28 protein-coding genes are annotated in these 25,848 nt (G+C 63.9%); 5 read left to right on the forward strand and 23 right to left on the reverse strand.

Features of this window, described 5'->3' with window-relative positions; all coding sequences use genetic code 11:
* Positions 1 to 41: 41 nt before the first annotated feature.
* Both ctaD and coxB read right to left on the reverse strand, forming a co-directional pair.
* Positions 42 to 1,694 carry a cytochrome c oxidase subunit I gene (gene ctaD, locus AC04SI_RS11420; RefSeq protein ID WP_404277214.1) on the reverse strand — a complete coding sequence of 551 codons (1,653 nt, stop codon included), beginning with the start codon at positions 1,692 to 1,694 and terminating at the stop codon, positions 42 to 44.
* A 38-nt stretch (positions 1,695 to 1,732) separates the two neighbouring features.
* Positions 1,733 to 2,638: a cytochrome c oxidase subunit II gene (gene coxB, locus AC04SI_RS11425; protein ID WP_404277213.1), complete on the reverse strand. Its 906-nt coding sequence runs from the start codon at positions 2,636 to 2,638 to the stop codon at positions 1,733 to 1,735.
* A 387-nt stretch (positions 2,639 to 3,025) separates the two neighbouring features.
* On the opposite strand from coxB, the gene AC04SI_RS11430 reads away from it, so the two are divergent.
* Both AC04SI_RS11430 and tldD read left to right on the forward strand, forming a co-directional pair.
* Positions 3,026 to 3,571: an invasion associated locus B family protein gene (locus AC04SI_RS11430; protein WP_404277212.1), complete on the forward strand. Its 546-nt coding sequence runs from the start codon at positions 3,026 to 3,028 to the stop codon at positions 3,569 to 3,571.
* Between the two features lie 135 nt (positions 3,572 to 3,706).
* A complete protein-coding gene (tldD, locus tag AC04SI_RS11435) occupies positions 3,707 to 5,119 on the forward strand; it encodes a metalloprotease TldD (RefSeq protein ID WP_404277211.1) in 1,413 nt (470 codons plus the stop codon).
* An 8-nt stretch (positions 5,120 to 5,127) separates the two neighbouring features.
* Here tldD and AC04SI_RS11440 read toward each other — a convergent pair whose 3' ends face one another.
* The 10 genes from AC04SI_RS11440 to AC04SI_RS11485 all read right to left on the reverse strand — a co-directional run bounded on the left by AC04SI_RS11440 (position 5,128) and on the right by AC04SI_RS11485 (position 13,923).
* Positions 5,128 to 6,369, reverse strand: coding sequence for a class I SAM-dependent RNA methyltransferase (locus AC04SI_RS11440; RefSeq protein ID WP_404277210.1), 1,242 nt, complete (start codon positions 6,367 to 6,369; stop codon positions 5,128 to 5,130).
* Entirely contained in the window at positions 6,366 to 7,130 is a 765-nt protein-coding gene (locus tag AC04SI_RS11445) for a TlyA family RNA methyltransferase (RefSeq protein ID WP_404277209.1), read from the reverse strand. Before AC04SI_RS11445 ends, AC04SI_RS11440 begins: the two co-directional genes overlap by 4 nt.
* 112 nt (positions 7,131 to 7,242) lie before the next feature.
* Positions 7,243 to 7,536 carry a hypothetical protein gene (locus AC04SI_RS11450; RefSeq protein WP_404277208.1) on the reverse strand — a complete coding sequence of 98 codons (294 nt, stop codon included), beginning with the start codon at positions 7,534 to 7,536 and terminating at the stop codon, positions 7,243 to 7,245.
* Positions 7,537 to 7,685: 149 nt separating this feature from the next.
* Positions 7,686 to 9,644, reverse strand: a complete 1,959-nt coding sequence (gene dxs / locus AC04SI_RS11455) for a 1-deoxy-D-xylulose-5-phosphate synthase (protein ID WP_404277207.1) — start codon at positions 9,642 to 9,644, stop codon at positions 7,686 to 7,688.
* Between the two features lie 63 nt (positions 9,645 to 9,707).
* Positions 9,708 to 10,628 (reverse strand): pirin family protein, encoded by a 921-nt coding sequence (locus AC04SI_RS11460; RefSeq protein WP_404277206.1) that lies wholly within the window; start codon positions 10,626 to 10,628, stop codon positions 9,708 to 9,710.
* 9 nt (positions 10,629 to 10,637) lie between these two features.
* Positions 10,638 to 10,904: a DUF2277 domain-containing protein gene (locus tag AC04SI_RS11465; RefSeq protein WP_006204318.1), complete on the reverse strand. Its 267-nt coding sequence runs from the start codon at positions 10,902 to 10,904 to the stop codon at positions 10,638 to 10,640.
* A 46-nt stretch (positions 10,905 to 10,950) separates the two neighbouring features.
* Positions 10,951 to 11,202 carry an exodeoxyribonuclease VII small subunit gene (locus tag AC04SI_RS11470; protein ID WP_192183651.1) on the reverse strand — a complete coding sequence of 84 codons (252 nt, stop codon included), beginning with the start codon at positions 11,200 to 11,202 and terminating at the stop codon, positions 10,951 to 10,953.
* A gap of 3 nt (positions 11,203 to 11,205) precedes the next feature.
* Positions 11,206 to 12,132 carry a histone deacetylase family protein gene (locus AC04SI_RS11475; RefSeq protein WP_404277205.1) on the reverse strand — a complete coding sequence of 309 codons (927 nt, stop codon included), beginning with the start codon at positions 12,130 to 12,132 and terminating at the stop codon, positions 11,206 to 11,208.
* A gap of 71 nt (positions 12,133 to 12,203) precedes the next feature.
* Positions 12,204 to 13,199 carry a hypothetical protein gene (locus AC04SI_RS11480; protein WP_488474227.1) on the reverse strand — a complete coding sequence of 332 codons (996 nt, stop codon included), beginning with the start codon at positions 13,197 to 13,199 and terminating at the stop codon, positions 12,204 to 12,206.
* Between the two features lie 106 nt (positions 13,200 to 13,305).
* Positions 13,306 to 13,923 (reverse strand): TetR/AcrR family transcriptional regulator, encoded by a 618-nt coding sequence (locus tag AC04SI_RS11485; protein WP_404277203.1) that lies wholly within the window; start codon positions 13,921 to 13,923, stop codon positions 13,306 to 13,308.
* 121 nt (positions 13,924 to 14,044) lie between these two features.
* Here AC04SI_RS11485 and AC04SI_RS11490 point away from each other — a divergent pair, with 121 nt between their 5' ends.
* Positions 14,045 to 15,268, forward strand: a complete 1,224-nt coding sequence (locus AC04SI_RS11490) for an MFS transporter (RefSeq protein ID WP_404277202.1) — start codon at positions 14,045 to 14,047, stop codon at positions 15,266 to 15,268.
* A 55-nt stretch (positions 15,269 to 15,323) separates the two neighbouring features.
* Here the strand turns inward: AC04SI_RS11490 and ribB are convergent, their stop codons facing one another.
* Positions 15,324 to 16,424 carry a 3,4-dihydroxy-2-butanone-4-phosphate synthase gene (gene ribB, locus AC04SI_RS11495; protein WP_192183645.1) on the reverse strand — a complete coding sequence of 367 codons (1,101 nt, stop codon included), beginning with the start codon at positions 16,422 to 16,424 and terminating at the stop codon, positions 15,324 to 15,326.
* Positions 16,425 to 16,454: 30 nt separating this feature from the next.
* On the reverse strand, positions 16,455 to 17,555 hold the full coding sequence (aroC, locus tag AC04SI_RS11500) for a chorismate synthase (RefSeq protein WP_404277201.1): 1,101 nt from the start codon (positions 17,553 to 17,555) through the stop codon (positions 16,455 to 16,457).
* A gap of 183 nt (positions 17,556 to 17,738) precedes the next feature.
* On the opposite strand from aroC, the gene AC04SI_RS11505 reads away from it, so the two are divergent.
* A complete protein-coding gene (locus AC04SI_RS11505; protein ID WP_006204310.1) occupies positions 17,739 to 17,993 on the forward strand; it encodes a DUF1344 domain-containing protein in 255 nt (84 codons plus the stop codon).
* A gap of 10 nt (positions 17,994 to 18,003) precedes the next feature.
* On the opposite strand, the gene AC04SI_RS11510 is transcribed toward AC04SI_RS11505, so the two are convergent.
* The 4 genes from AC04SI_RS11510 to AC04SI_RS11525 all read right to left on the reverse strand — a co-directional run bounded on the left by AC04SI_RS11510 (position 18,004) and on the right by AC04SI_RS11525 (position 21,126).
* On the reverse strand, positions 18,004 to 18,591 hold the full coding sequence (locus AC04SI_RS11510) for a histidine phosphatase family protein (protein ID WP_404277200.1): 588 nt from the start codon (positions 18,589 to 18,591) through the stop codon (positions 18,004 to 18,006).
* Between the two features lie 114 nt (positions 18,592 to 18,705).
* Positions 18,706 to 19,524: an enoyl-ACP reductase FabI gene (fabI, locus tag AC04SI_RS11515; RefSeq protein WP_404277199.1), complete on the reverse strand. Its 819-nt coding sequence runs from the start codon at positions 19,522 to 19,524 to the stop codon at positions 18,706 to 18,708.
* A 109-nt stretch (positions 19,525 to 19,633) separates the two neighbouring features.
* On the reverse strand, positions 19,634 to 20,563 hold the full coding sequence (locus AC04SI_RS11520; RefSeq protein WP_404277198.1) for a DnaJ C-terminal domain-containing protein: 930 nt from the start codon (positions 20,561 to 20,563) through the stop codon (positions 19,634 to 19,636).
* A gap of 101 nt (positions 20,564 to 20,664) precedes the next feature.
* A complete protein-coding gene (locus tag AC04SI_RS11525) occupies positions 20,665 to 21,126 on the reverse strand; it encodes an RT0821/Lpp0805 family surface protein (protein ID WP_404277197.1) in 462 nt (153 codons plus the stop codon).
* A gap of 28 nt (positions 21,127 to 21,154) precedes the next feature.
* Here AC04SI_RS11525 and pdxH point away from each other — a divergent pair, with 28 nt between their 5' ends.
* Entirely contained in the window at positions 21,155 to 21,784 is a 630-nt protein-coding gene (gene pdxH / locus AC04SI_RS11530; RefSeq protein WP_404277196.1) for a pyridoxamine 5'-phosphate oxidase, read from the forward strand.
* A gap of 22 nt (positions 21,785 to 21,806) precedes the next feature.
* On the opposite strand, the gene AC04SI_RS11535 is transcribed toward pdxH, so the two are convergent.
* From AC04SI_RS11535 to AC04SI_RS11555, 5 genes are all read right to left on the reverse strand, one after another.
* Positions 21,807 to 22,376, reverse strand: coding sequence for a hypothetical protein (locus tag AC04SI_RS11535; RefSeq protein ID WP_404277195.1), 570 nt, complete (start codon positions 22,374 to 22,376; stop codon positions 21,807 to 21,809).
* Positions 22,377 to 22,390: 14 nt separating this feature from the next.
* Positions 22,391 to 22,969, reverse strand: a complete 579-nt coding sequence (locus AC04SI_RS11540; RefSeq protein WP_488474228.1) for a hypothetical protein — start codon at positions 22,967 to 22,969, stop codon at positions 22,391 to 22,393.
* A gap of 43 nt (positions 22,970 to 23,012) precedes the next feature.
* Positions 23,013 to 23,534 (reverse strand): hypothetical protein, encoded by a 522-nt coding sequence (locus AC04SI_RS11545; protein ID WP_488474229.1) that lies wholly within the window; start codon positions 23,532 to 23,534, stop codon positions 23,013 to 23,015.
* Positions 23,527 to 24,846, reverse strand: a complete 1,320-nt coding sequence (locus AC04SI_RS11550) for a hypothetical protein (RefSeq protein ID WP_488474230.1) — start codon at positions 24,844 to 24,846, stop codon at positions 23,527 to 23,529. The genes AC04SI_RS11545 and AC04SI_RS11550 overlap by 8 nt, the downstream gene beginning before the upstream one ends.
* A 242-nt stretch (positions 24,847 to 25,088) precedes the next feature.
* Positions 25,089 to 25,844 carry a crotonase/enoyl-CoA hydratase family protein gene (locus AC04SI_RS11555; RefSeq protein WP_404277191.1) on the reverse strand — a complete coding sequence of 252 codons (756 nt, stop codon included), beginning with the start codon at positions 25,842 to 25,844 and terminating at the stop codon, positions 25,089 to 25,091.
* Positions 25,845 to 25,848: the final 4 nt, after the last annotated feature.

Here is a 25,848-nt window from a genome sequence, read left to right on the forward strand (position 1 = left end):
ACCGCCGGCGTGCCGGCGGTTTCGTATTCGCGAGCAGCCGCCTACTTGATCTTCGGCAGCTGTTCCCACTGGTGGAACGGCGGCGGCGAAGGCAGTTGCCATTCCAGCGTCGTTGCGCCCTCTCCCCATGGGTTGGCGCCGGCGATCCGCTTCTTCTGGAAGGCTTCGAACACGCCATAGAGGAAGATCATCACGCCGACGGCCGAGATATAGGATCCCATGGACGACACCCAGTTCCAGCCGGCAAACGCGTCCGGATAGTCGATGGTGCGGCGCGGCATGCCGGCGAGGCCGAGGAAGTGCTGCGGGAAGAAGATCAGGTTGACGCCGACGAAGGTCACCCAGAAATGGGTGTTGGCGATGACGGGCGAGTACATGTAGCCGGTCATCTTCGGGAACCAGTAGTACCAGCCGGCGAAGATGGCGAAGACCGCGCCAAGCGACAGCACATAGTGGAAGTGGGCGATGACGAAATAGGTGTCATGCAGCGAGCGGTCGAGGCCGGCATTGGCCAGCTGGACGCCGGTGACGCCACCGATGGTGAACAGAAAGATGAAACCCAGCGCCCACAGCATCGGCGTCTTGAACGAAATCGAGCCGCCCCACATCGTCGCGATCCAGGAGAAGATCTTCACGCCCGTCGGCACCGCGATGACCATCGTGGCGAAGACGAAGTAACGCTGCGTGTCGAGCGACAGGCCGGTCGTGTACATGTGGTGCGCCCAGACGATGAAGCCCACCGCACCGATTGCGACCATGGCGTAAGCCATGCCGAGATAGCCGAAGACGGGCTTCTTCGAGAAGGTCGAGACGATGTGGCTGATGATGCCGAAGCCCGGCAGGATCAGGATGTAGACTTCCGGGTGACCGAAGAACCAGAACAGGTGCTGGAACAGGATCGGGTCGCCGCCGCCGTCCGGCACAAAGAAGGTGGTGCCGAAATTGCGGTCGGTGAGCAGCATGGTGATGCCGCCGGCCAGAACCGGCAGCGACAGCAGCAGCAGGAAGGCGGTGATCAGCACCGACCAGGCAAACAGCGGCATCTTGTGCAGCGTCATGCCCGGCGCGCGCATGTTGAAGATGGTGGTGATGAAGTTGATGGCGCCGAGGATCGACGAGGCGCCGGCGATGTGGATCGACAGGATCGCCAGATCCATGGCCGGCCCGGGCTGACCCGAGGTCGACAGCGGCGGATAGAGCGTCCAGCCACCACCAACGCCGTAGGCGCCCGGCGCGCTCGGCATGAAGGCCGAAGCGATGAGCAGGATGAAGGCCGGCGGCAGCAGCCAGAACGAAATGTTGTTCATGCGCGGGAAGGCCATGTCCGGGGCGCCGATCATGATCGGCACCATCCAGTTGGCAAAGCCGCCGATGAGCGCCGGCATGACCATGAAGAAGATCATGATCAGCGCGTGCGCGGTGCCGAAGGCGTTGTACATACTCTTGCCGCCGTCGATCGCGGCATCGCCGTTCATGCCGTAGACCATCTGTGCCAGACCGGTGAAGATCTGGATGCCCGGCTCCTGCAGCTCCATGCGGATGACGACCGACAGGGCGCCGCCGACGATGCCGGCGAAGATCGCGAAGATCAGATAGAGCGTACCGATATCCTTGTGGTTGGTCGAATACACCCACCGGACCCAGCCGTGATACGGCTTGTGATCGTGATCGTCGTGAGCTGCAGCGTCTGCCATGTTCGGCTCCGTTCCCTGATCTTATTTCGGTCGCGGCATCAGTTGCCGGCGGCCGCAACCTTGTTTGTGCCGTCGACCTCGGCCATCAGCGCCTTGTTGGCACCGGGAAGGTCGGTCTTGGCTGCCGCCAGCCAGGTGTTGTACTGCGCATCGGAGACGACGCGGATCGCGATCGGCATGAAGGCGTGGTCCTTGCCGCAGAGCTGCGAGCACTGGCCATAGTAGAGGCCTTCCTTTTCCGCCTTGAACCAGGTCTCGTTGGTGCGTCCGGGAACAGCGTCCATCTTGATGCCGAAGGCGGGCATGGCAAAGGAATGGATGACGTCGGTCGCGGTGACCAGCACGCGGGTCATGGTGTTGACCGGCACCACCATCTCGTTGTCGACGGCGAGCAGGCGCGGATAGACCTTGCGATCTTCCTTGCCGGCGGCCTTGCGATCGCCGTCCTGAAGGATGGCCGAGTTGAAGGAGAGCGTCTTGTCGACCTGGTACTCATAGTCCCAGTTCCACTGGTTTCCCGTCGCCTTGATGGTCAGCTTGGCTTCTTCAGGCGGCGTGTATTGCGCAGTCAGCAGCTGGAACGAAGGGATGGCGATGAAGAGCAGGATAACGACCGGCCCGACCGTCCAGATCACTTCGATCAGCGTGTTGTGGCTGGTCTGCGAAGGGGTTGGGTTCACGCTCGCACGGAATTTCCAGATGCAGTAGGCGAGCAGAACGAGCACCAGGATGGTGATCGGAACGATGAACCACATCGTGTAGTTCCCGAACCACTCGATCTGCCGCATCATGTCGGTTGCGGGCGGCTGGAAACCGATCTCCCACGGCTGGGGCTGGGCCGCGTGGGCGGTGCTCGCACCGGCCATGACCATGGCAGCGGCTGCCGCACTTGCCAGAGACTTGGCGCTTGCTAGAGACTTGGCGCCAGCTAGGAATTTTCTCATCGCCCTCATCATCTCCCAGTTCCTCGCGATCGGACCGCAAGAATAACGAACCACGCCGGGATGGGAATCCCGGACAGTCCCAAGGGTGGTTCAAACCATACTCTATTTCCCTCCGCAAGAAAGGAGCCGCCGAAACCGTGCGGCATTTTTGCGCGCAAGCCTCGGCCGTCGCTTTTGGCCGCAAGACGCCTCTCGTCAATCGTTGACGCGCAGACGCCAACCGCTACTTTCCGGAATGCTTGGCACCATGCGCCGGGCGGTCGCAATTCGGGCGAATTTGGCTTGGAAAAGCGCATTATTGCCGGTGTCCGGGCGGACGGGCGGCGGTCTCGTCCTTTACTTGGCCTTGGCGCGGCTTAAAGTGCCGTGATTCGCAATGGAGCCGTCATGATCTCTTGGCTTTCAAAACTTGGGTGTTCGAGAACTTTGGCTAAGGCCATTTTTCTTGCCGCCCTGTTTGGTACCGGCCTGTCGGGCATCGGCCCAGCCAACGCCGCCCAGCCTAGCGGCACGGTGCGCTCGACGCATGGCGCGTGGTCTATCATCTGCGACACACCTGCCGGCGCGACTTCAGAACAATGCGTGATGATGCAGAACGTCGTCGCCGAAGACCGTCCAGAGATGGGGCTGTCGGTGGTCGTGCTGCGCACCGCCGACAACAAGGCCGAGATCCTGCGCGTATTGGCGCCGCTCGGCGTGCTGCTGCCCAACGGTCTCGGCCTCAATGTCGACGGCAAGGATATCGGCCGGGCCTATTTCGTGCGCTGCTTCCAAGACGGTTGCTATGCCGAGGTCATTCTCGAAAAGCCGCTGCTTGATACGCTGAAGACCGGCACCTCGGCCACCTTCATTGTCTTCCAGACGCCTGAGGAAGGCATCGGCATTCCGGTCGACCTCAAGGGCTTTGCCGAAGGCTTCGCCGCGCTGCCCTGATCCGCGACAAATATCGCCATTGCGTTGGCGCCACCCGTCTGACGTCATTGTGATTGGCGCCATTGCCGATTGTCTCGGCGCGCCTTCGCGCCTACATCGGGGAAAACGCCCAATCCTCCCGCGGACGGACCTGCCATGAACAGCCTGATCGGCCAATTCGATATTTCCGACGATCGCATCAAACAGATTGTCGCAGAGACCATCAACGGTGCCGACGACGGCGAGTTGTTCCTCGAATACAGCGAGAGCGAAGCGCTGATGCTCGACAATGGTCGACTGAAGACCGCCAATTTCAACACCGACCAGGGTTTCGGTCTGCGCGCGGTTGCCGGCGAGGCCAGTGGCTATGCGCATTCGAGCGACCTTTCCGAAGCCTCGCTGCTGCGGGCTGCCGACGCCGTTTCGACGGTCAAGGGCGGCTATTCCGGCACGCTTGCCGCCGCACCGGCGCGCACCAACCGCCATCTCTATGGCGAGGAGAACCCGATCCCCTCGCCTTCTTTCGAGACCAAGGCCAAGCTGCTGCAGGAAATCGATGCTTGGCTGCGCGCCGAGGATCTGCGCGTGCGCCAGGTAACAGCCTCGCTCGCCGCTTCCTGGCAACATGTCGAGATCTTGCGCGCGGACGGCCAGATGGTGCGCGATGTCCGTCCGCTGGTCAGGATCAACGTATCCGTCGTCGTCGGCAGCGGCGACCGCCAGGAGAGCGGCTCCTACGGCATGGGCGGGCGCAAGGCGTTCGGCGAGTTCCTGGTCGAGGAGAGCTGGAAGCATGCCGCCAAGGAGGCGCTGCGCCAGGCGCTGGTCAATCTTGAGGCAATCCCGGCGCCTGCCGGCACATTCGACATCGTGCTCTCCAGCGGCTGGCCGGGCGTCATGCTGCACGAGGCCGTCGGCCACGGGCTGGAGGGCGATTTCAACCGCAAGAAGACGTCGGCCTTCGCCGGCCTGCTCGGCCAGCAGGTGGCGGCCAAAGGCGTCACCGTCGTCGATGACGGGACTATTGCCGAACGGCGCGGTTCGCTGACCGTCGACGACGAAGGCACGCCATCGGCCCGCAATGTGCTGATCGAGGACGGCAAGCTCGTCGGCTACATGCAGGACCGCCAGAACGCCCGGCTGATGGGCATGAAGGCGACCGGCAACGGAAGGCGCGAAGGCTACGCGCACCAGCCGATGCCGCGCATGACCAACACCTACATGACCTCGGGCGACATGGAGCCGGACGAGATCATCGCCTCGGTCAAGAACGGCATCTATGCCGTCTCCTTCGGCGGCGGCCAGGTCGACATCACCTCGGGCAAGTTCGTGTTCGGCTGCACTGAGGCCTACATGATCGAGAACGGCAAGGTGACGCAGCCGGTCAAGGGCGCGATGCTGATCGGCAATGGGCCGGATGCCATGCACCGGGTGTCGATGATCGGCAACGACATGAAGCTCGACAACGGCATCGGCATGTGCGGCAAGGCCGGACAGGGCGTGCCCGTCGGCGTCGGCCAGCCGCATCTCAGGATGAACCAGATGACGGTCGGCGGCACGCGGGTCTGACGCGCGAACTACCGCCTTTTCTTCGGCTTCTCCAACAGCGCCACCGCCTCGACATGCGGCGACCATAGGAACTGGTCGATCGGGGTTACGCTTTTCAGCGCGTAGCCACCGTCAAGCAGGATGCGCAAATCCCGCGCCAGCGTCACCGGATTGCAAGATACCGCGGCGACGAACGGCACGTCGGAGCGGGCGATCTGCTTCGACTGATCCTCGGCGCCGGCACGCGGCGGGTCGAAGACAAGACCGTCGAAGGCATTGAGTTCCTTGAAGGTGAGCGGACGCCGGAACAGATCGCGGCGTTCGCTGGTCACCCGCTTCAGGCCATTGGCGAAACGGAAGGCGCGGTCGAGCGCCGCAAGTGCCGGCGCGTCGCCTTCTGCCGCGTGGACCTCCGACTTCGCGGCCAGGCGTAGCGCGAAGCTGCCACAACCGGCGAAAAGGTCGGCGACCTTCTTGGCGCGCGACAGATGCTGGCCGACGATATCGGCCATGGCCTGCTCAGCCGCCTCGGTGGCCTGCAGGAAGGCGCCCGGCGGCACCGCGACTGCCACGGTTCCAAACTGCACCACCGGCTTTTTCGGCTCGACGATGATCTCGCCGTCGACCGAAAGCCTGGCCAGCCCCTCGGCGATGACGAAGTTCGAGGCGATGCGGCGCTGATTCTCGCCGAGCTTGCCGGATTCGTGGACCGCGACGTCGAGGCCGGACCCGGTGACCGTCACCGTCATGTGGAACGATCTGGTGGTGGCGCAGACCAGTTCGGCAAGTCTCTTAAGACGATCGAGCGCAGCGACGATCACGGGCAGCGAGATCGGACACTCCTCTATGGCAATGATTTCCGACGACAGCGCGCGCACGAAACCCAGCCGCACGCCGGCGCCGGTGCGCCGGGCGGAGAAGACGACGCGGCGGCGCGTCGCCGGCGCGCACGGCACCAAGGCGCCGATATCGCCAACGATGCCCTTGCTCTTCAGCGCATGCACGACCTTGTCGCGCTTCCACTGGCGGTAGGCTTCGGCTTCCAGATGCTGGACGGCGCAGCCGCCGCATTCGGTGAAATGCCGGCAGGCCGGATCGATCCTGAGCGGTGAAGCCTCCAGCACAGACATCAGCGTGGCGCGATCCTTTTCGCGCGCAGCGTTGACGGTTTCGCCGGGCAGCGTGAAGGGAATGAAAACCTCGCCGGTTTCGGTCTCGGCGACGCCATCGCCTTGCGAGCCCAGCCTGGCGATGGTGAAGCGCGCGCTCATCGATCTTTGATCCCACCAAGCAGGAATTCGCGATTGCCGTCGCCGCCCTCGATCGGCGACAGATGCAGCCCCAGCGAGCGCCAACCGGGCATGCTGTCGAACCAGTCCTGCAGCACGCCGGCAACGCGGCCGGCGTCATAGGGATCCTTAAGCAGGCCGCCCTTGCCGATCGCCGCGCGGCCGGCCTCGAATTGCGGCTTGACCAGAAGCACCGCGCGAGCGCCGCTGCCGGCCAATGCGAGGGCTGGCGGCAGCGCCAGCTTCAGCGAAATGAAGCTGACATCGCAGACGATGAAATCCGGAATGCGGCCGCCGAGATCGCCGACGGTGAGGTCGCGGGCATTGAGGCCCTCGATGACCGTCACGCGTGGATCGCCTGCGATGTCGGCATGCATCTGGCCATGGCCGACATCGATCGCCGTGACATGCGCCGCACCGCGTTCGAGCAGCACCTGCGTGAAGCCGCCGGTCGAGGCGCCGATGTCGAGCGCTTCGCAGCCGGCGGGATCGAAACCGAAATGGTCGATCCCGGCAATCAGCTTCAGCGCCGCGCGAGACACATACCCCTGCGCCGGGTCGTCGATCGCGATCAGGTATTGCGGCAGGACGGTCTGGCCAGGCTTGCGGGCAATGGTGCCATCGACCGTCACCGTGCCGCGCTCAATCGCGTCGCGGGCACGAGAGCGGCTAGCGAACAAGCCGCGTTCGACGAGCAGTTCGTCGAGTCGCTGGCGCGTGCTGGCTGGCAGAGGGGAGTTCATCGGCCTTCATGGCGAAAGCCGGTGATGAACGCAAGGATGTTGGAAAGAGGTGGTCTCTTTGTTTTACGCAATTCCGGACGGAAAACCGCTACGCACTTTTCCTGGAATTGCTTCAGAAGATGGTTCGCGAAACCGGCCGCTCGACCGCCGGCGCCAGACCGTCATTGCGGTCGCCGGAAGCCTGCCTGCCCGGACGTTCGGCAGTAACCGCCGGCGTCGCGACAGCGTCCGGCCCGATGACGAATTGCGGCCGCTGCTTGTAGGAGAAGCCGCCGCGGATGCCGCCCATCTTGCCGGCGACGATGTCCATCGCCGCCTTTTCGAGATTGCGATCGTAGCGCGTTTCGGCCATCGCAGGTGCTGCGATGACGGCCGAAAGGGCCATGCCGTACAAAAGCGTTTTCATTCCTTGTCGTCCCCCTGCCGGACTACCTTCTAGCAGGGCGGCGTTGAGAAACGGCCAAAAGACACGGTAAGCAAAACGCCAAATGGCAGCGTAAACAGGGCGTTACAACCGCAAGCCGGCAAACTGATTCAGAGGCTTGAGATTTTAATTCAGGCGCGTTGTGCGTGCGCGGTATGGCCGAGCGCGGCAAAGACGGTGCGCACGATGCCGGTCGAGTCCAGCCCGGCGTCGGCGTACATCTTCTCGGGCTTGGCGTGGTCGGTGAAATCGTCCGGCAGCACCAGCGGACGCACCTTGAGCCCGCTTTCGAGCAAGCCTTCATGGGCGAGGAACTGCAGCACGTGGCTGGCGAAGCCTCCGACAGCGCCCTCTTCCACCGTCACCAGAACCTCATGCGAACGAGCGAGCCGGCGGATCAGATCCTCGTCGAGCGGCTTGGCGAAGCGGGCGTCGGCGACGGTGGTGGAAAGACCGGCGGCACCTAGCTCCTCGGCCGCCAGCAGACAGTCTTGCAGGCGCGTGCCGAAGGACAGCAGCGCCACTTTGGTGCCTTCCCTGACGATGCGGCCCTTGCCGATTTCGAGCACGGAGCCGCGGTCCGGCATGTCGACGCCGACGCCATTGCCGCGCGGATAGCGGAAGGCGATGGGGCCGTCATCATAGTGCGCGGCGGTGCGCACCATGTGGCGCAACTCCGCTTCGTCGGCCGCCGCCATGACGACGAAACCCGGCAGCGTCGCCAGGAAGGTGGTGTCGAAGGCGCCGCAATGGGTGGCGCCATCGGCGCCGACAAAACCGGCGCGGTCGATGGGAAAGCGCACCGGCAGCTTCTGGATCGCCACGTCGTGGACGACCTGGTCGTAGGCGCGCTGCAGGAAGGTCGAGTAGATGGCGGCGAAGGGCTTATAGCCTTCGGTGGCGAGGCCGGCGGCAAAAGTCACGGCGTGCTGCTCGGCGATGCCGACGTCGAAGATCCTGGTCGGAAACGCCTCGCCGAACAGATCGAGGCCCGTGCCATTAGGCATGGCGGCGGTGACTGCGACGATACGGTCGTCCTCGCGGCCTTCCTGGACAAGGCTTTCGGCGAAGACCTTGGTGTAGCTCGGCGCGTTGGCAGGCGCCTTGGCTTGCGCGCCGGTGATGACGTCGAACTTGTTGACGCCATGATATTTGTCGGCGGCGGCCTCGGCCGGGCCATAGCCCTTGCCCTTCTGGGTCACGACATGGATCAGCACCGGGCCGTCGCCATTGTCGCGGACGTTCTTCAGCACCGGGATCAGGTGCTCGAGATTGTGCCCGTCGATCGGGCCGATGTGGTAGAAGCCAAGCTCCTCGAACAGCGTGCCCCCGGTAACGTAGCCGCGCGCGTGCTCGACCGCCCGCGTGATGGCGCGATCGGCGCGCTTGCCGAGATAGGAGGTCAGCTTCTTGCCGAAATCGCGCAGGCCGAGATAGGCCTTGCCGGAGGCAAGACGCGCCAGATAGGCGCTCATCGCACCGGTCGGCGGGGCGATCGACATGTCGTTGTCGTTGAGGATGACGATCAGGCGGGCGTCGAGCGCGCCGGCATTGTTCATGGCCTCATAGGCCATGCCGGCCGACATGGCGCCGTCGCCAATGACGGCGATGACGTTGTTGCGGCCACCCGACAGGTCGCGCGCCATCGCCATGCCTAGGCCGGCGGAAATAGAGGTCGAGGAGTGCGCGGCGCCGAACGGGTCGTATTCGCTCTCGGCGCGGCGGGTGAAGCCGGAAAGGCCGCCCTCCTGGCGCAATGTGCGGATGCGGTCGCGGCGGCCGGTCAGGATCTTGTGCGGATAGGCCTGATGGCCGACATCCCAGATCAGCCGGTCGTCCGGCGTGTTGAAGACATAGTGCAGCGCCACCGTCAGCTCGACCACGCCAAGGCCGGCGCCAAGATGGCCGCCAGTGTGCGAAACGGCATCGATCAGTTCGGCGCGCAGTTCCGAAGCCAGCTGCGGCAGCTGGCCTTCGTCAAGCGTGCGCAGGTCGGCCGGAATGCGGACCTTGTCGAGAAGCGGCGTATGCAGCGTTGCGTTCACTGTTAAAGGGCCTGCTGAAACCTGAAGTTCATGCGCGTCGATCATGGGCGAAATATGCCGCCCGCCGGCGAATGTAAATGCGTGTCAGTGACGCGGGTAGCTCTGGCGTTAATTGTTCGGTAACGGAATGAATTCTTCCTCATCTCCAGGAACGATGTCGAAGCGGCCTGTCTTCCATTCTTCTTTCGCCTGTTCGATGCGTTCCTTCGACGACGAAACGAAATTCCACCAGATGTAGCGCTTGGAGCCGAGCGAGGCGCCGCCGAACAGCATGAAATGGGCGCCCGTCTCCGACGACACGACGATTTCGTCGCCGGGTTTGAATACAAGCAACCGCTCGGCCGGGAAGCGGTCGCTGGCGATCGAAACCTCGCCTTCCAGTGTGTAGATGGCGCGCTCCTCGGCATCGGCGGGGATTTTCACGCTGGCGCCAGGCGCCAGCCTCAGATCGGCATAGAGCGTCTCCGAGGCCGTGCCGACTTGCGAGCGCAGCCCCGAAAGCGCGCCGATGACGACACGGCCACTGATGCCTTCGGCATCGATCTCGGGCAAATGAAGGGCGGCCGTGTTCTCGAAGACCGGGGCGACCTCCTCCTTGCCGTCGGGCAGCGCCAGCCAGGTCTGCAGGCCGGAGATCGACATCGGCGCGCCGCGCAACTCCTCCGGCGTGCGCTCGGAATGGACGATGCCGCGCCCGGCGGTCATCAAATTCACGTCGCCGGGCTCGATTACCATTTCGGTGCCGAGCGAATCGCGATGCCTGATCTTGCCGTCGAACAGATAGGTCACCGTCGACAGCCCGATATGCGGATGCGGGCGCACGTCGAGCGACTGGTCGGCGCGCAGGATGGCCGGGCCCATGCGGTCGAAGAAGATGAAGGGACCGACCAGCCGCCGCCTGGCGGTCGGCAAGGCGCGACGGACCTGGAAACCGCCAATGTCCTTGGCATTCGGAATGACCATCAGCTCGATCTGGTCGCAGGCGAAGGCATCGCCAGGCGTGGGATCGTTGCCAGGAAAGAAGCTCATCAGGTCTCCTCAGGCGAAGCGAAGCGCGGATTTGGCTTTCGCCTTGGCCGCCACTTCCTCACGGTTGCGCGGTTCCTGCGTGGTTTCCATCGAATCGAGCAGCTCGCGCGCAGCGGCTGCGATCGCCTCGACGGCATGGTTAAAGGCATGCTCGTTGCGCTTCGAGGGTCTGGTTGAGCCGCTCAGCTTGCGCACGAACTGCAGTGCTGCGTCATGCACCTCGTCATTCGTCGCCGGCGGCTCGAAGTTGAACAGGGTCTTGATGTTTCTGCACATCGCTTGAACTCCTTGCCTGTTTTCCCTTGCCCCGCCCCCATTCCGACTAGTCGGCGTCCAGCGGCTCCGTTCCCACCGGCTTGCCGTCGCGCGACAGCCTGATCTTCTCGACCTTGTCTTCCGCCGCCTTCAGCAGCCGGTCGCAATGCGCCTTCAGCGCCTCGCCGCGCTCGTAGATGCGGATCGACTGGTCGAGCGGCACGTCGCCGCGCTCCAGATCGTCGACGATCTTTTCCAGCGCGTCGAGCGCCTGCTCGAAGCTCATCGCCTTGACGTCGTCGTTGCCTTCGCCTGCCATACTTTATCCCTTCATCAGCCGCCCGACATGGGCGGCGACCGAAAATGCCAATCCCTGCAGATCGTAGCCGCCCTCGAGCAGGCTGACGAGCCGGTTGCCGCTGTGACGCCCGGCACGCTCCATCAGCTGGCCGGTCGCCCAGTCGAAATCCTCCTCGGTCAGGTTGATCTCGGCCAGCGGATCGCGATGGTGCGCGTCGAAACCGGCTGAAATTATGATCAGGTCGGGGGCGAAATCGTCGAGCGCGGGCAGGACGCGCGACAGGAAGGCATCGCGAAAAACCTCGCTGCCGGTGCGTGGTGCCAGCGGCGCGTTGACGATGTTGCCGGCGCCCGTCTCGTTCTTCGCGCCGGTGCCGGGATAAAGCGGCATCTGGTGCGTCGAGCAATAGAGCACCGACGGATCGTCCCAAAAAATGTCCTGCGTGCCGTTGCCGTGATGGACGTCCCAGTCAACCACGGCAACGCGCTCGGCCTGATGCTTCCTTTGCGCGTAACGCGCCGCGATCGCCGCGGTGTTGAACAGGCAAAAGCCCATCGCCGTGGTCTTCTCGGCATGGTGGCCGGGCGGCCGCGCGGCGACGAAGGCATTGGCGGCGCGGCCCTCGAAGACATCGTCGACGGCGGCATTGGCCGCGCCGATCGCCGTCACCGCCGCCTGCCAGCTTTTGGGGCTGGCGCTGGTGTCGGCGTCGATCGAGACGATGCCGGTCTCGGGGATCGCGGCGCGGACGCGCGCGACGAAATCCTCGGGGTGGGCATAGAGGATGGTTGCCTCGTCGCCTTCAGGCGCCTTGACCCGGTCGAGCGCGGCAAAGGCTTCGTCGTCGAGCACGCGCTCTATGGCGCGCAAGCGGTCTGGCCGCTCCGGATGGCCCGATGGCGTCAGGTGTTCGAGGAAGATCGGGTGGGTGTAGAGCCTGGTGACCATGCCCCGATATAGGCGCGTGCGGGCGCTTTGACCATGTTTTCGCGCCTGCGTCGCGTGATGTTCAACAGGGATTAGGTGGGGCTATTGGGTGTTGGTGCCGGCTGCGCCCAGCGCGAGCCGCCAAACGAGGCCAGCGCCTTGTCCTTGAGTTCCCTGAATTTCGAGGAAGCTTCCGACAGCCGCCGATCCCAGTCAGGATTGGGCACCTGGCCCTCGATGGTGCTGAAATAGACCTGCATCAAAGAGGCGATGGCGAAGGGCTCGATGAAGGCTGCCTTGAAGGCCCAGGCAAAGACGATGGCCAGCACGAAAGCCCAGCCGCCGAGCTGCCCCGGCATGAACCAGAGGATCGCGCCGGCGGGCGCCAGCATCAACAGGAAGATGACGAAGGACACGCCCCACATGATCACCGACAGCCAGATCGCGTTCTTGACCATGGTCTTGCCGTTCTGCGCATAGAGCACGATGCCTTGTCTGGCCGTCTCGAAGGGCGAGGTGGAATTGATGCGGATGTTGTAGCCAAGGATGATCTCGTCGACATAGGTCAGCGACATGCGGATGACGGTGTTGATGAAGCTGACCAGGCCGCTCAGGCCGGGGATGGGCAGGAAGGCGGCGATGCCGCCGATCAGGCCGGTGATGGCACGAATAGCACCCTTGACCAGTTGGTCGAGCACGAACAGGACGTTGGCCTCGGCGAAACGCTCGGTCACCACGGCCCTGGCATAGGAGATCTGGTCCTGGCCGCCAGGCACGTCCTGGCCGTCGATCAGGTGGACCATGACCGCGATATGGCCGGCCTTGACGATGTAGAGGATGTATTCGCGGATCCAGTAGACGGCGATCGAAACGACGCCGAAGCCGACCACGCCGCCCCACAGCGCAAAGGACATTGGTCCGTCGGGGTCGGTGGAGATGTGGCCGACGCCGTAGCCGACACTGGCGCCGGTGCCGGTCGCCATAATGTAGGCCAGCGTGATGCCGAAATAGGCGATCATGCGGAAGACGATGAAGGGCCATGTCCTGATCATGATGGACACCGACCTGCCGATGCTGAAGTCCCACATCGCCGAATCCCCCGCCTCAGAGATGGCCGCAGAGGATGATCTCAACCTTGCGATTGTCAATCTCGGGTAGCGCCGCGCGGCCGCAAAACCGGTGCACATCCTTGGCTTATCGACGCTGGTCGGCGGGGCCGTCAGCCTTTTTGAGCAAGCCTTCGAGCAGCTGCTTGAAGGCCGCCACCACCTTCTTCGATGTTGCCTCGGGGTCTTGTGAATTGGCGATCCGCTGAGACGCCTGGCTGCTGGCGCCGTTGATCAGCCGCGCGGCGGTCTCGGGGTCGAGGTCGGCTACGACCACTCCCTCCTCCTGCAGCCTAGTCAGGTGATTGGTGATCGAAGCCGCGCACGCATTGGCGTTCGCCCACTGTGCCGGATCGCCCAGCACCGCCGGACCGTCGCGGAACATGATGCGCTGGATTTCCGGCTCCAGCGCCATCTCGATATAGGTGGTGCATTCGTCGACGAAGCTCTGCCAGCGGGTCGGCGCCAGCGCCGCCACCTCATTGACCCGCGCCGCCATTTCGCCGTCGATCTCGGCAATGACCGCCTGCAGCAGTCCCTTCTTGTCACCGAAGTGATGATAGAGCGCGCCGCGCGTCAGCCCGGCCGAGGCGGTGAAATCGTCCATCGAGGCTTCGGCATAGCCAATGGTGCCGAAGGCATGGCGGGCGGCCGTGATCAGCTTGGCGCGCGTCTCGGCGATCATTTCCTTGCGGGGTCTGTGCATGGCTCTGGCCCCATTAACATACGTTGCGTATGCCAATTGACATACGCGGCGTATGCACTAACTAATACTCATACGCTACGTATGTAATTGTCGATCCTGCGATTGTCGAGGAAGCCAGACCATGCAAAATCCCTATTCGAAAATCTTTCGTGCTCCCGGCACCAAAGGCTTCGCCACGGCCGGCTTCATTGCCCGGCTGCCCATCGCCATGGCGCCGATCGGCATCGTCGCTATGCTGTCGCAGACGAACGGCGAATACTGGCTGGCCGGCGCCGTCTCCGCGACATACGCGCTGGCCAACGCCTTCGTCGCGCCGCAGATCTCGCGGCTGGTCGACCGCCTCGGCCAGACGCGGATTGTCGTGCCCACCACCATCATCTCCGTGCTTGCTTTCGTGGTGCTGATTGCAGCAGCCAGCCGCCATTGGCCGATATGGACGCTGTTCGCCTCGGCGCTGCTGGCCGCCGCCATGCCCAGCATTCCGGCCATGGTGCGCGCGCGCTGGACCGAGATCTTCCGCGATCGTCCGGAGCTGAACACAGCCTTCGCCTTCGAGTCGGCGGCGGACGAACTGGTGTATATCGCCGGGGCATCGCTTTCGGTGGGCTTGAGCGTCGCCCTGTTCCCAGAAGCGGGAATGCTGGTCAGCACATTGTTCCTCGCCTTGGGCTCTACGGCCTTCATCCTGCAACGCTCGACCGAGCCGCGCGTGCGTCCGGCGGAACATGGTTCTCATGGCTCGGCAATCCGCTTGCGGCCGGTTCAGATCATCACCTTCGCCCTGATCTTCATCGGCGCGACCTTCGCGACCACCGAAGTGAGCACCGTGGCGATCACCAAGGAACTGGGCCAGCCGGGTGCCGCCAGCCTCATCATCGGCGTCTACGCACTCGGCTCGTTCGTCCTCGGCATCGTCATCGGCGCCCTGAACCTGAAAGTGCCGCTGCAACGCCAACTGGCAATTGCGATCGCCGTCATCGCGCTCACCACGCTGCCACTGCTCGTCGCCGACACGGTGCCGCTTCTGGCGCTGGCCGTCTTCGTCAGTGGCGTGGCGATCTCGCCGACCTTCATCACCGCATTCGGCCTGATCGAGCGGCGCGTGCCGGCAGCGATGCTGACCGAAGGCGTTACCTGGGTGACGACGGGCATCGGCATCGGCATGGCGCTCGGCTCCTTCGCCGCCGGCGCGGTGGTGGACGCCTTCGGCGCCCAGAGCGGGTTTTTCGTGTCGGTGGTGGCGGGCGCAATCGCACTGGCCACCGTGCTCATCGGCCAGCACAGCCTTGGCGAGCCGGATTGCGATCTCGCCGGATGCGAAGCGGCCGCTGTTCCCGCGGAATGATCCACGAAGCGCCCGGTTTCGAGCGGGCCGGGCGCTGTCCTTTAGCGGTCGATCCTCACAGGATCTCGGTCTTCGCGATGTGGATGCCAAAACCTTCGAGGCCGACATAGTGGCGCTCGCGCGAGGCGATCAGGTTGATCGAGGAAATGCCGAGATCCTTGAGTATCTGCGCGCCGAGGCCGATCTCGCGCCATTCGTTCTCGCGGCGGCGCGCCTCTTCATGATCTTCGCGCTCGCCGCTCGCCGGGCGCTTGCGCTCCTGATGGGCAACGCCGACCGAGCCTTCGCGCAGATAGACGATGACACCGCGCTTGCGCTCGCCCATCGCCTTCATGACGCCGTCCAGCCGGTGGCTGGTGCCGAAGACGTCGCTCACCACATCCTCCGAATGGAGCCGCACCGGCACTTCCTCACCGTCGCGGATGTCGCCGAAGACGATCGCCACGTGGTGCATCGAATCCCAGGGCAGCGTGTAGGTGAAGACCTGCGCCTTGCCGCCCGCCGTGTCGATGTCGGAGCAGGCGACGCGCTCGACGAGCGTTTCCTTGCGCTGGCGGTAGGCGATGAGATCGGCGACCGAGATCTGCTTCAGGCCATGCTCCTCGGCGAAAGCCTGCACCTGCGGGCCGCGTTTGACGGTGCCGTCATCGTTGACCAGTTCGGAAATGACGCCGATCGGCGGCAGGCCGGCGAGCTTGCAGAGGTCGACCGCGGCCTCGGTATGGCCCGAGCGCATCAGCACGCCGCCTTCGCGCGCGATCAGCGGGAAGATGTGGCCGGGGCGGACGAAATCGGAAGCGCCGACATTGCCGTTGGCGAGGTTGCGCACGGTCAACGTACGGTCGTCGGCCGAGATGCCGGTCGTGGTGCCGTGCTTGAAATCGACGCTGACCGTGAAGGCCGTCGTGTGGGCGGAATCGTTGTCGGCCACCATCGGCGCCAAATTGAGGCGTTTTGCCTCCTCGCGCGGCATTGGCGTGCAGACGATGCCGGAAGTGTTGCGGACGATGAAGGCCATCTTTTCCGGCGTGCAGTGGACGGCGGCGACGATCAGGTCGCCCTCGTTCTCGCGCCCGTCATCGTCCATGACGACGACGATCTCGCCGCGTTCGAAGGCGCGCAGGGCTTCGACGATTTTCTTCTGATCGTAAGGCATCGACGCTCGCTTCCGCTTGCAGGTTGAAGGTCAGACGCGCCCGGTCTGGCCACGATGACGCAAATAGTGATCGGCGATCGCGCAGGCAACCATCGCCTCGCCGATCGGCACGGCGCGGATGCCGACGCAAGGATCGTGGCGGCCTTTGGTCATGACCTCGACGTCCTTGCCGTCCTTGTCGATCGACTTGCGCGGCGTCAGGATCGACGACGTCGGCTTGACGGCGAAGCGCGCAACGATCGCCTGGCCGGTCGAGATGCCGCCAAGGATGCCGCCGGCATTGTTGGACAGGAACACCGGCTTGCCATCATTGCCGATGCGCATCTCGTCGGCATTCTGTTCGCCGGTGACGCGGGCAGCCTCGAAGCCGTTGCCGATCTCGACGCCCTTGACGGCGTTGATCGACATCAGGCCTGACGCGATGTCCTGGTCGAGCTTGGCATAGATCGGTGCGCCGAGGCCGGCCGGAACGTCGTCGGCGACGATCTCGATAATAGCGCCGACCGAGGAGCCGGCTTTGCGGACGCTGTCGAGATACTGGGTGAAGACGGGAACGGAAGCCGGATCGGGCGTGAAGAATGGATTTTCGGCGTCGCCGATGAAATTCCAGTTCCAGTTGGCGCGATCGATCGACTTTTCGCCCATCGACACCAGTGCGCCGCGCACCACCATGCCGGGCACGACCTTGCGGGCAAGCGCGCCGGCCGCCACGCGCGCCGCAGTCTCGCGGGCGGAGGAGCGGCCGCCGCCACGGTAGTCGCGCAGGCCGTATTTGACGTCATAGGTGTAGTCGGCATGGCCCGGCCGGTACTGGCGGGCGATCTCGCCATAGTCTTTCGAGCGCTGGTCGACATTTTCGATCAGCATCGACACCGGCGTGCCGGTGGTGATCATCGTCTCGCCGTCCTCGTCGAAGATGAAGCCGGAGAGTATCTTGACCTCGTCGGGTTCGCGACGCTGCGTCACAAAACGTGACTGTCCCGGCCGGCGCTTGTCGAGCTCTGCCTGGATTTCTCGCTGAGTGAAGCGGATGCCAGGCGGGCAGCCGTCCACAACGCAGCCGAGTGCCGCCCCATGGCTTTCGCCCCAGGTGGTGACGCGGAACAGGTGGCCGAACGTGTTGTGAGACATGGAGAAGTGCCCTGCCCGGCGGCGGAGCCGGTTCAAGCCTGCCTTCTATTGGCGTTTTCCACAGTGGTCAAACTGTGATCTGGCGGTTTTAGTTTTGACACATTCGGTTGGTTTCTGCTCTCTTCCATCCGCCGTTGAGGATCCGCCGCTACCCATGCCGGCGCAATGATAATGAGGACGACGATGCGTACCCTGATTGGCGCTGTTGCCGCCACCCTGCTGATTTCCACTGCCGCCTTCGCCGGCCAGACCGAAGGCCTGATCAAGAAGATCGACAAGGATACACTGACGCTGACGCTGGAAGACGGCAAGTCCTACAAGCTGAATGCCGAGACCGATCTCGATGCGCTGAAGCCCGGCATGGACATCGTCCTCGCCTATGACGTGACGAATGGCGAGAATGTCGTCACCGACATGGAACTTCCGGACACAGAGTAAGTCTAGCGCCCTATAGCCACTCCAGGCTCCGGCCCTGCAGCCGGACCAGGCGATCCTGAGGCACGTCCATCCTGACCGCCTCTCGCGTGGACATCCCCAGCACTACGCGAAACAGCGCGCGCACGACGCCGCCATGGGTCACGCAGACCGTGTCGCGATCGAGCGCGTCGAACCATGGCTTCACCCGCTCGAGCAGCATCTGGTAGCTTTCTGCGCCATCGCCCGGCGGCTGGAAATTCCACTTGTCGAGGCTGCGCTGCCTGGTCGAACCGGGATCCCTGGCCTCGATTTCGGCAAAAGTGAAGCCCTGCCAGTCGCCGAAGCTCAGTTCGACGAGCAGCGGCTCGGTACGATAGGCAAGCGGATCGAGCTTCATCGCCGCGCGCAGACGCTCCATCGTCTCGCGCGTGCGCCGCATCGGGCTGGCGACAAAGTCGAATTCTTCGGGATTGTGGACGAGCTCGGCCAGCCGCTGTCCGTTGCGGCTCGCCTGCTCGCGGCCGAGCGGGTTGAGATCGGTGTCGGCCTGCCCCTGCAGCCTGAACTCGGCGTTCCATTGCGTCTGGCCGTGGCGCACAAAGTAGACGAGCGGATACATCAGGTCTTCCGAGGCTCGGGCCAGGCTTGGTCGAAAGGGATCAGTCGGAAGCTAACCGTTTGTTTTTGCGCAATTCCGGACGGAAAACCGTTACACACTTTTCCTGGAATTGCTTCAGTCCTTGACGGTCGAAATGTCGGGGGCGTCGACCGCCTTCATGCCGACGACATGGTAGCCGGAATCGACATGATGGATCTCGCCGGTGACGCCGCGCGAGAGGTCGGACAGGAAATAGACGCCGGAATCGCCGACTTCCTCCTGGGTGACCGTCTGCTTCAGCGGCGAATTGTACTCGTTCCACTTCAGGATGTAGCGGAAGTCACCGATGCCTGATGCGGCCAGCGTCTTTATCGGACCGGCGGAGATGGCATTGACGCGGATCTTCTTGGCGCCGAGGTCGACGGCCAGATAGCGCACGCTGGCTTCGAGCGCCGCCTTGGCGACGCCCATGACGTTGTAGTGCGGCATCACTTTTTCGGCACCGTAATAGGTCAGCGTCAGCAGCGAACCGCCATCGGTCATCAGCGGCTCGGCGCGCTTGGCGATGGTGGTGAAGGAATAGACCGAAATGTCCATGGTGCGCAGGAAGTTGTCGCGCGTCGTCTCGACATAGCGGCCGGTCAGTTCATCCTTGTCGGAAAAGGCGATGGCATGGACGAGGAAGTCTAGCTTGCCCCAGTGCTTGGCGATGTCGGCGAACACCGCATCGAGGCTTTCCGGATCAGTGACGTCGCAATGGCCGGCAACATGGGCGTTGAGTTCGGCCGCCAATGGCTCGACGCGCTTCTTGAAGGCTTCGCCCTGATAGGTCATCGCAATTTCGGCGCCGTGATCGACACAGGCCTTGGCGATGCCATAGGCGATCGACCGATTGTTCGCGACGCCGAGGATCAGCCCGCGCTTGCCAGCCATAAGGCCCTGTCCACCCGCCATGTGAGCACTCTCCGCAAAGTATGTCTGCTTTGTGGAGTGCCCTATCGCACAGGCACAGGGCCCCTTCAAGCGTTCAAAACGGACAGTCCAGCGGAGAAAACTCTCTCGATCAGCCTTTTCGGCGGCGCATCAGCGCTTCGAGCTCGCTGTCGCCGCCCTCTGGCAGCATCAGCCTGACATGGGCGTAGAGATCGCCATGGCCACCGGTTTTTTCCGGCAGGCCCCTGCCCTTCAGCCGCAGCACCTTGTCCGAGCTCGACCATGCCGGAATATTGACCGCCAGCCGGCCGGTCGGCGTTTCGACCGCCACCTTGGCGCCCAGCACGGCGTCGGCCAGTGCCACCGGCAGATCGGCATGCAGGTCGCGGCCCTCGAGACGGTAGCGCGGATGACGGCGGAACCGGATCTTGACCAGCGCGTCGCCCGGCTGTCCCGGCCCCTGCTCGCCCTGGCCTTTCAGGCGGATGGTCTGGCCGTCCTCGACATAGGCCGGCAGCTTGACCGCCACCTTGCGGCCGTCGGGGAACATCGCCGTCACCTTCTCGGCGGTGGCCGCCTCCTCGACGGTGACGTCGAGCGTCACGTTGAGGTCGGCGCCTGCCGCCGGCTGCCGGCGGTCGCCCGCACCCGGCCCGCGCGCGCCAGAGAAGGCGTCGCCAAAGATCTGGCTGAAAATGTCGCTGTTGCCGTCGAACGGATCGCCGCCTGGACGCCCCGAGCGGAACTCGAATCGCGAACCGCCGGCACCCTGCTGGCGGCGGAAGCCTGCGAACGGATCGCCACCGCCCGCCGCGCCCTCGAAGCCCTGGAAGCGCGGCTTGCCGTCGGCGTCGATCTCGCCGCGATCGAAGGCGGCGCGGGCCTTTTCGTCGCCGACGATCTCGTAAGCCTGGTTGGCGGCCGCAAAACGGTCCTTCGCCTTGGGATCATTCGGATTCTGGTCCGGATGATGTTTTTTGGCGAGTTTGCGGTACGCCGATTTTATGTCCTTGGCCGATGCGTTCTTGGCAACGCCCAGGACCTCATAGGGGTCGCGCATGCTTCCTGCCCTGGAGAAGGAGTGAGTCCATGGTTGCCCCCTATATGCGCTCGCATAGGAAGAAATTCCAGTAGCGCAAGGAGAGAAATGGCGGTGGAAAATCAGAGCGCCTTGAAGTCCTGCATGTGCCAGCCGCCGGCTCCGGCCATGCACAATTCGCCCTTGAACAGCGAGACGCCGTCGAAGCTCTCGCGCGAGGCGGTAAAGCGTCGGCAGGTTTGGCCCGCGTCCTTCAATTCGACCAGTTCGGTGATCGAGCCACGCGAGCCGGTGCCTGCATTCGCCCATGGCACCGCCTGGCCGCCGAGCTCCTCGATGTCGGCGGAAGACACGGCATTGCCGATCGTGGTCTGGTCCGAATCGCGGTCCTGATCGGTCGGGGTGGCGGAAGTAGGTGTGCTGCTGGTCAGGATCGAACGGTCGACCTCGGCCTTTTCCAGGCTGAAGCCGCCGGCGCCACAAGCGGCAAGAGGCAACGCGACCATCACGATCGCGGCTTTGGCGCTGGCCGAAGCGATAACGCCCCATTGCCTGCTGTCAAAAGCTTGCGCGATACGCAACAATCGGCAACCTCCCAGCCATCGTGACAATTTGAGAAAAACTATGAGCGAAACTGAGTTAACAACCGGTGACTTTACCGAGGCTGCCGAGCCATTCCGACTGTTTGGCGCCTGGCTCGACGACGCGACGAAGAGCGAGATCAACGACGCCAACGGCGTGGCGCTGGCGACCGTCGATGCCGACGGCATGCCGGATGTGCGGATGGTGCTGCTCAAGGGGTTCGATGAAGGCGGGTTTGTATTCTACACGAATTTCGAGAGCGCCAAGGGCCGCGAGATTCTTGGCAGCATGAAGGCGGCGATGTGCTTCCACTGGAAATCGCTGCGCCGGCAGGTGCGCGTGCGCGGACCGGTGGAGATCGTCAGCGATGCCGAGGCGGATGCCTATTACGCGACGCGGCCGCGCGGCAGCCGCATCGGCGCCTGGGCCTCGAAACAGTCGCGGCCGCTGGAAAGCCGCTTCGCGCTGGAAAAGGCGGTCGCCGAATACACGGCGCGCTACCCGATCGGCGAGATTCCGCGCCCAAAGCATTGGTCGGGTTTCCGCATCGTGCCGCAAACGATCGAGTTCTGGCACGACCGGCCATTCCGCCTGCACGACCGCCTCGTCTTTTCGCGCAATGCCGCAGGCGGCTGGGACAAGACGCGACTATACCCCTAGCCCCTCGGACGGGCGCAGGAAATCAATCCTTTTCCAGTTGGAACAGCAGGAAATGCGGCCGCTCGCTGGCGAGGCCGACCGCCGGCCGTATCGTCTTCGTCACGTCCTTCGGCACCAGGAAGGTCTCGCGCAAATTGAGGGTGTCGCCGCTCTTGGCGCCGGAGAAGATCGCCGACGTGCAGGTCTGCACGTCGCCTGGCGCCTTCAGCGTCACCGCCGATGTCGGCGCCCAGCGCCGGCCGGCGGCGTCGATCAGCATCACCTTGCAGCCAAGCCAGAGTTTTTGCAGATCGGGATCGCCGACCTTTACCGAGAAGTCAGCCAGCACGGGCACGGAATCCGGCGGCAGGTTCGCCATGCCGAAGGCACCGCGCAGGTCGGTCAGTTTCCAGTCGCTGCCGCCGAAATGCACGCTCTGGCCCCAGGCGACGCGGCGCGCAAACAGGTCATTGTCGGCCAGCAGCGCCTTGACGCTGTCATAGGCCTCGACGGCCAAGGTCAAGGGGATCAGCAGAAGCAGCGCCCAAAGGCTGCGGCGTCGCCATTTCCGCTCGCCGAGCCCACTTTGCTGAACCAGATCCTGTGCTGTCATTCCGTGCCAGTCCTTCAGATCGGCTGCGACATATCCAAGGTGTCGACTGTGCCAGCAGGCAAGCCATCGGGTGCGATGGCGACCGGTCCGAGCGAAATCTCTGCCTGCGAATCGAGCGCCGACATCAGCTTTTCCGAAATCAGCAAGGTCGCGTTGCTGGCCTCGTCCGGCCGCAACTCGAAGACCAGCCTTGCCTTCTTCGGCAGGCCGGGGTCGATGGCCACGGGAAGAAGCCCGTCGGCAAACGACATCCGCTCGGTCTGATCATAGTTAAGGCCAGTCGGACCGCGCCAGGACGCGACCGCAACGGACGTCGATTGCTTCCGCGCCGTAAACTCCACCGTCACCACGGCCCAGACACCACCGGTGGTCAGGATCTTGGTCTCACCGAAGCGATCCACCTTGAGGTTCCGGGCGAATGCCACCTTTTCCGCACGCACCTCAAAGTTCCGTCCGGTGATCGTCTCACCCGCATTGCCGTGCGCGGGGATCGGTCCGATAAGGTCACCATAATGTGGCTTCGACATTTGCAGGCCGTAGCAAAATGCCACCGCAACGAGCAGCAGGATGATGTTGGCCGTCTTGCGCATCATGGCTGGATGTCCGCCGTGTCGGGCCCGGAGCCGACGGGAAGTGTCAGCGTGCCGGCCGGCGCCGGATTGAACCAGCCTGCTTGTAGGTCTTGCGGATCACCGTCAGGTCGAGGCTCGCCGGCGGAGCCGACCCGCCCGGCAGTTCCCAGATATAGGCCATGCGCTCGGGCATGCCGGGATGCAATTCCGGCGAGAGCGTGGAATCGCGCGTCAGCACTATGAAAGGCTTGGACGATGGATCGACCGTGGCCTGGCTCGCCTGCAGGACATCGAAATAATCCTTGCTGGACTTCGCCGTGCGGTTCGTCATTTCGACCTCGAAGACCAGCGCCTTGGCCCCAGGCTTGAGCGGCGCGCCGTAGAGGTTCTCGCCTTCGGCGGTATAGGCCCGGAGCGGCCGCAGCAGCCACTGGCCAGTTTCGATCCGGCCGGTCGGCGCCAGGAGCTGCATCGGCTCGTGCCTCGCGCCGAACGCGCCCAGCACACCAGCGAGAGCCAACGCTGCCGCGGTGCCGATGCCGGCCACCAGCCAAGCTTTCAGGCGGGAACCGGCGTTCTCAAACATTGTGGGCCTCGACCCTGCCCTTCGGATCGGACAGTTGCGCGCCATCATCGGTCTGGCGCTTTGGCAGCGCGAATGCGGTTTCGAGGATCGCTGCGAGGAAGCAGATGCGAAGCGGCTCGACGAGGATGCCGGTCGAGCTGTCCTGGAACGGGCTGCCGAACAAGAGCGAAATGGCCTCGGAAAGAACCTGCCAGGTGTCTAGATCATGCGGGCCGATGAGGCGCGTCATACCCAGCCACGCCCAGGCCGCCAGCCAGTCGATCAGCCGATAGCCGACGATCAGCGTGACGATCAGCACGACGCCGGAGCTCAGCGTGATGCGCACGCCATTGGCGATCGGCAGGTAGCGCGAGCGATAGCCGGAGATGAAGTGCTCGGCAAAGTCGCGCAGGAATTGCGGGATGGCGCGATAACGCTCGCCGAGACGTTCGACGCGCTGGTGCACGCGCATCAGCTCCCTGTCGTCGCGGACATCGTAGCCGTAGATGAGCGCGGCCAGCACAAGCCAGATCACCGGCAGCAGCATGAAGAAGAACAGGTTGATCAGCTTGGTCGCCGTGTCGATGGAGGTGACCTCCACGGGCACCATTGGGTCGGCGAAGGCGCTTGCGATTGGGCTGGCGATGCCGTCCGCCGTGGCCTGCAGGACGGAAAAGACGTTGCGGCTCATGATCCAGCCGAGGATTTCGTCCTTCCAGCGCGAGATCACGTAGAGACCGATAAAGATCCAGTTGGTCTCGCAGATCACCACGACGATCTGCCAGAAGGAGCGCCCGCCGCCGCGTTTCTGCATCGTGGTGGCGAAGCGCCGGACCAACCACGAGATCGCAACGGAAAAGACCAGCCATCGCGAATCGAGGACATCGAGCACGTTGCCTGCGCTTTCACCGAACGGAGCCATGTCGAGCGTGACGCGCGAATATTGCCGCACCGTATCGCCTAGAAAACCCCAGGCGGCGTAGTAGGCGAAAAAGGGCAGCAGCGCGACGGTCACCATGCGGGCCAGCCGCGCGCTGCCGCCGCGCGTCTCGCCCGAGCTTTCATCGCGTGCCGCCTGTTGCGCGGCACGTGTCGCGGGCAGCGCCGACAGCAATGTCTGGAACATGGCGACCGTGACGATGAGCTGAGTCAAAGCGACGAGCGTCAGCAAGGCGAGCCCTGCCATGTGGTTGAGAAAGGCGGTACGCGCCGCGACCTGCATGAACAGGTCGCCGAACACGATGCCCAGCAGAACGATGGCGACCAATTGCGGCCAGAAGCGCCACCAGAGCTTGAGCGTCAGCCCGAGCGGCTTTACGGCATCGGCAAGCATATCGAGGCGTTCAACGCATCAATGGGCGCCGGCAATCATTTTCGGCAAATTGCGCATTGATGGCAACGTCTTTGGTCATGTCCTCTCCACCTCGCAGGACACCCCAACCGCCCACTCGTCAGATAGGGCGCGAGGCGTTGCATGTACAGACCAAAATCACGCCATGCGCGAGTTTCCCCAGACCAGACGCAACTCTGCCGTGCCCACCGCTTTTGCCGAATGCTTAGCGGCGGGCAGCTGGCTCAGCCCGCCTTCTTGCGCATCATGAACGCCGTGAGCGCGGCGCGGGCCTCATCGGATTTCAGGCGCTCGCGGAAGTGTTCGCTTTCCACGCTGATGCGGGCGACGAGATCCTCGCGCGAGCCGCGCATGAGGTCGCGCGCGATCTTCAGCGCCTGCGGCGGCTTGGCCGCGATCTGGCTGGCGGCTTCCAGCACGGCAGCTTCCAGTGCACCCTCCTCGACCACCTCATAGATCAGCCCGGCGGCCTTCGCCCGCTCGGCGGAAAAGCCTTCGCCGAGACCGAGCAGCGCGAAAGCGCCTTGCTGCCCCAGGATCCGCGGCGCAAGCAGGCTCGACCCCGCCTCCGGCACCAGGCCCAGATCGACGAAGGGCGTGCGGAAGACTGTGCGCTGGGTGGCGAAGGTCAGGTCGCAATGCAAGTTGATCGTGGTGCCGATGCCGACCGCTATGCCGTCGACGCCCGACACTATGGGCTTTTCCACTTTGGCCAGGGCAATCAGGAAATCCCAGACCTCCGTCCCGCCCTCGCCGCCGGTGGCGATGACCATGAAGTCGGCAAGATCGTTGCCGGAGGAGAAGGCGCCGGGCACGCCGAGAAAGACGTGCACGCGAACCGCCGGATCGGCATCGCCTTCGGCAAGGGCAGCCGACATTGTCGCGTACATGGCGCGCGTCAGGGCATTCTTCTTGTCCGGACGGTTCATGCGGATGATCTGGATGGCGCCCTGGCGCTCGACGAGGATATGGTCTGTCACGGTC

The organism is Mesorhizobium sp. CNPSo 4689 (genome assembly GCF_057784325.1).

Coding starts and splice junctions, on each gene's coding strand:
- ctaD (WP_404277214.1), bottom strand. CDS start 1,694: ATGGCAGACGCTGCAGCTCACGACGATCACGATCACAAGCCGTATCAC.
- coxB (WP_404277213.1), bottom strand. CDS start 2,638: ATGAGAAAATTCCTAGCTGGCGCCAAGTCTCTAGCAAGCGCCAAGTCT.
- AC04SI_RS11430 (WP_404277212.1), top strand. CDS start 3,026: ATGATCTCTTGGCTTTCAAAACTTGGGTGTTCGAGAACTTTGGCTAAG.
- tldD (WP_404277211.1), top strand. CDS start 3,707: ATGAACAGCCTGATCGGCCAATTCGATATTTCCGACGATCGCATCAAA.
- AC04SI_RS11440 (WP_404277210.1), bottom strand. CDS start 6,369: ATGAGCGCGCGCTTCACCATCGCCAGGCTGGGCTCGCAAGGCGATGGC.
- AC04SI_RS11445 (WP_404277209.1), bottom strand. CDS start 7,130: ATGAACTCCCCTCTGCCAGCCAGCACGCGCCAGCGACTCGACGAACTG.
- AC04SI_RS11450 (WP_404277208.1), bottom strand. CDS start 7,536: ATGAAAACGCTTTTGTACGGCATGGCCCTTTCGGCCGTCATCGCAGCA.
- dxs (WP_404277207.1), bottom strand. CDS start 9,644: ATGATCGACGCGCATGAACTTCAGGTTTCAGCAGGCCCTTTAACAGTG.
- AC04SI_RS11460 (WP_404277206.1), bottom strand. CDS start 10,628: ATGAGCTTCTTTCCTGGCAACGATCCCACGCCTGGCGATGCCTTCGCC.
- AC04SI_RS11465 (WP_006204318.1), bottom strand. CDS start 10,904: ATGTGCAGAAACATCAAGACCCTGTTCAACTTCGAGCCGCCGGCGACG.
- AC04SI_RS11470 (WP_192183651.1), bottom strand. CDS start 11,202: ATGGCAGGCGAAGGCAACGACGACGTCAAGGCGATGAGCTTCGAGCAG.
- AC04SI_RS11475 (WP_404277205.1), bottom strand. CDS start 12,132: ATGGTCACCAGGCTCTACACCCACCCGATCTTCCTCGAACACCTGACG.
- AC04SI_RS11480 (WP_488474227.1), bottom strand. CDS start 13,199: ATGTGGGACTTCAGCATCGGCAGGTCGGTGTCCATCATGATCAGGACA.
- AC04SI_RS11485 (WP_404277203.1), bottom strand. CDS start 13,923: ATGCACAGACCCCGCAAGGAAATGATCGCCGAGACGCGCGCCAAGCTG.
- AC04SI_RS11490 (WP_404277202.1), top strand. CDS start 14,045: ATGCAAAATCCCTATTCGAAAATCTTTCGTGCTCCCGGCACCAAAGGC.
- ribB (WP_192183645.1), bottom strand. CDS start 16,424: ATGCCTTACGATCAGAAGAAAATCGTCGAAGCCCTGCGCGCCTTCGAA.
- aroC (WP_404277201.1), bottom strand. CDS start 17,555: ATGTCTCACAACACGTTCGGCCACCTGTTCCGCGTCACCACCTGGGGC.
- AC04SI_RS11505 (WP_006204310.1), top strand. CDS start 17,739: ATGCGTACCCTGATTGGCGCTGTTGCCGCCACCCTGCTGATTTCCACT.
- AC04SI_RS11510 (WP_404277200.1), bottom strand. CDS start 18,591: ATGTATCCGCTCGTCTACTTTGTGCGCCACGGCCAGACGCAATGGAAC.
- fabI (WP_404277199.1), bottom strand. CDS start 19,524: ATGGCGGGTGGACAGGGCCTTATGGCTGGCAAGCGCGGGCTGATCCTC.
- AC04SI_RS11520 (WP_404277198.1), bottom strand. CDS start 20,563: ATGCGCGACCCCTATGAGGTCCTGGGCGTTGCCAAGAACGCATCGGCC.
- AC04SI_RS11535 (WP_404277195.1), bottom strand. CDS start 22,376: ATGACAGCACAGGATCTGGTTCAGCAAAGTGGGCTCGGCGAGCGGAAA.
- AC04SI_RS11540 (WP_488474228.1), bottom strand. CDS start 22,969: ATGATGCGCAAGACGGCCAACATCATCCTGCTGCTCGTTGCGGTGGCA.
- AC04SI_RS11545 (WP_488474229.1), bottom strand. CDS start 23,534: ATGTTTGAGAACGCCGGTTCCCGCCTGAAAGCTTGGCTGGTGGCCGGC.
- AC04SI_RS11550 (WP_488474230.1), bottom strand. CDS start 24,846: ATGCTTGCCGATGCCGTAAAGCCGCTCGGGCTGACGCTCAAGCTCTGG.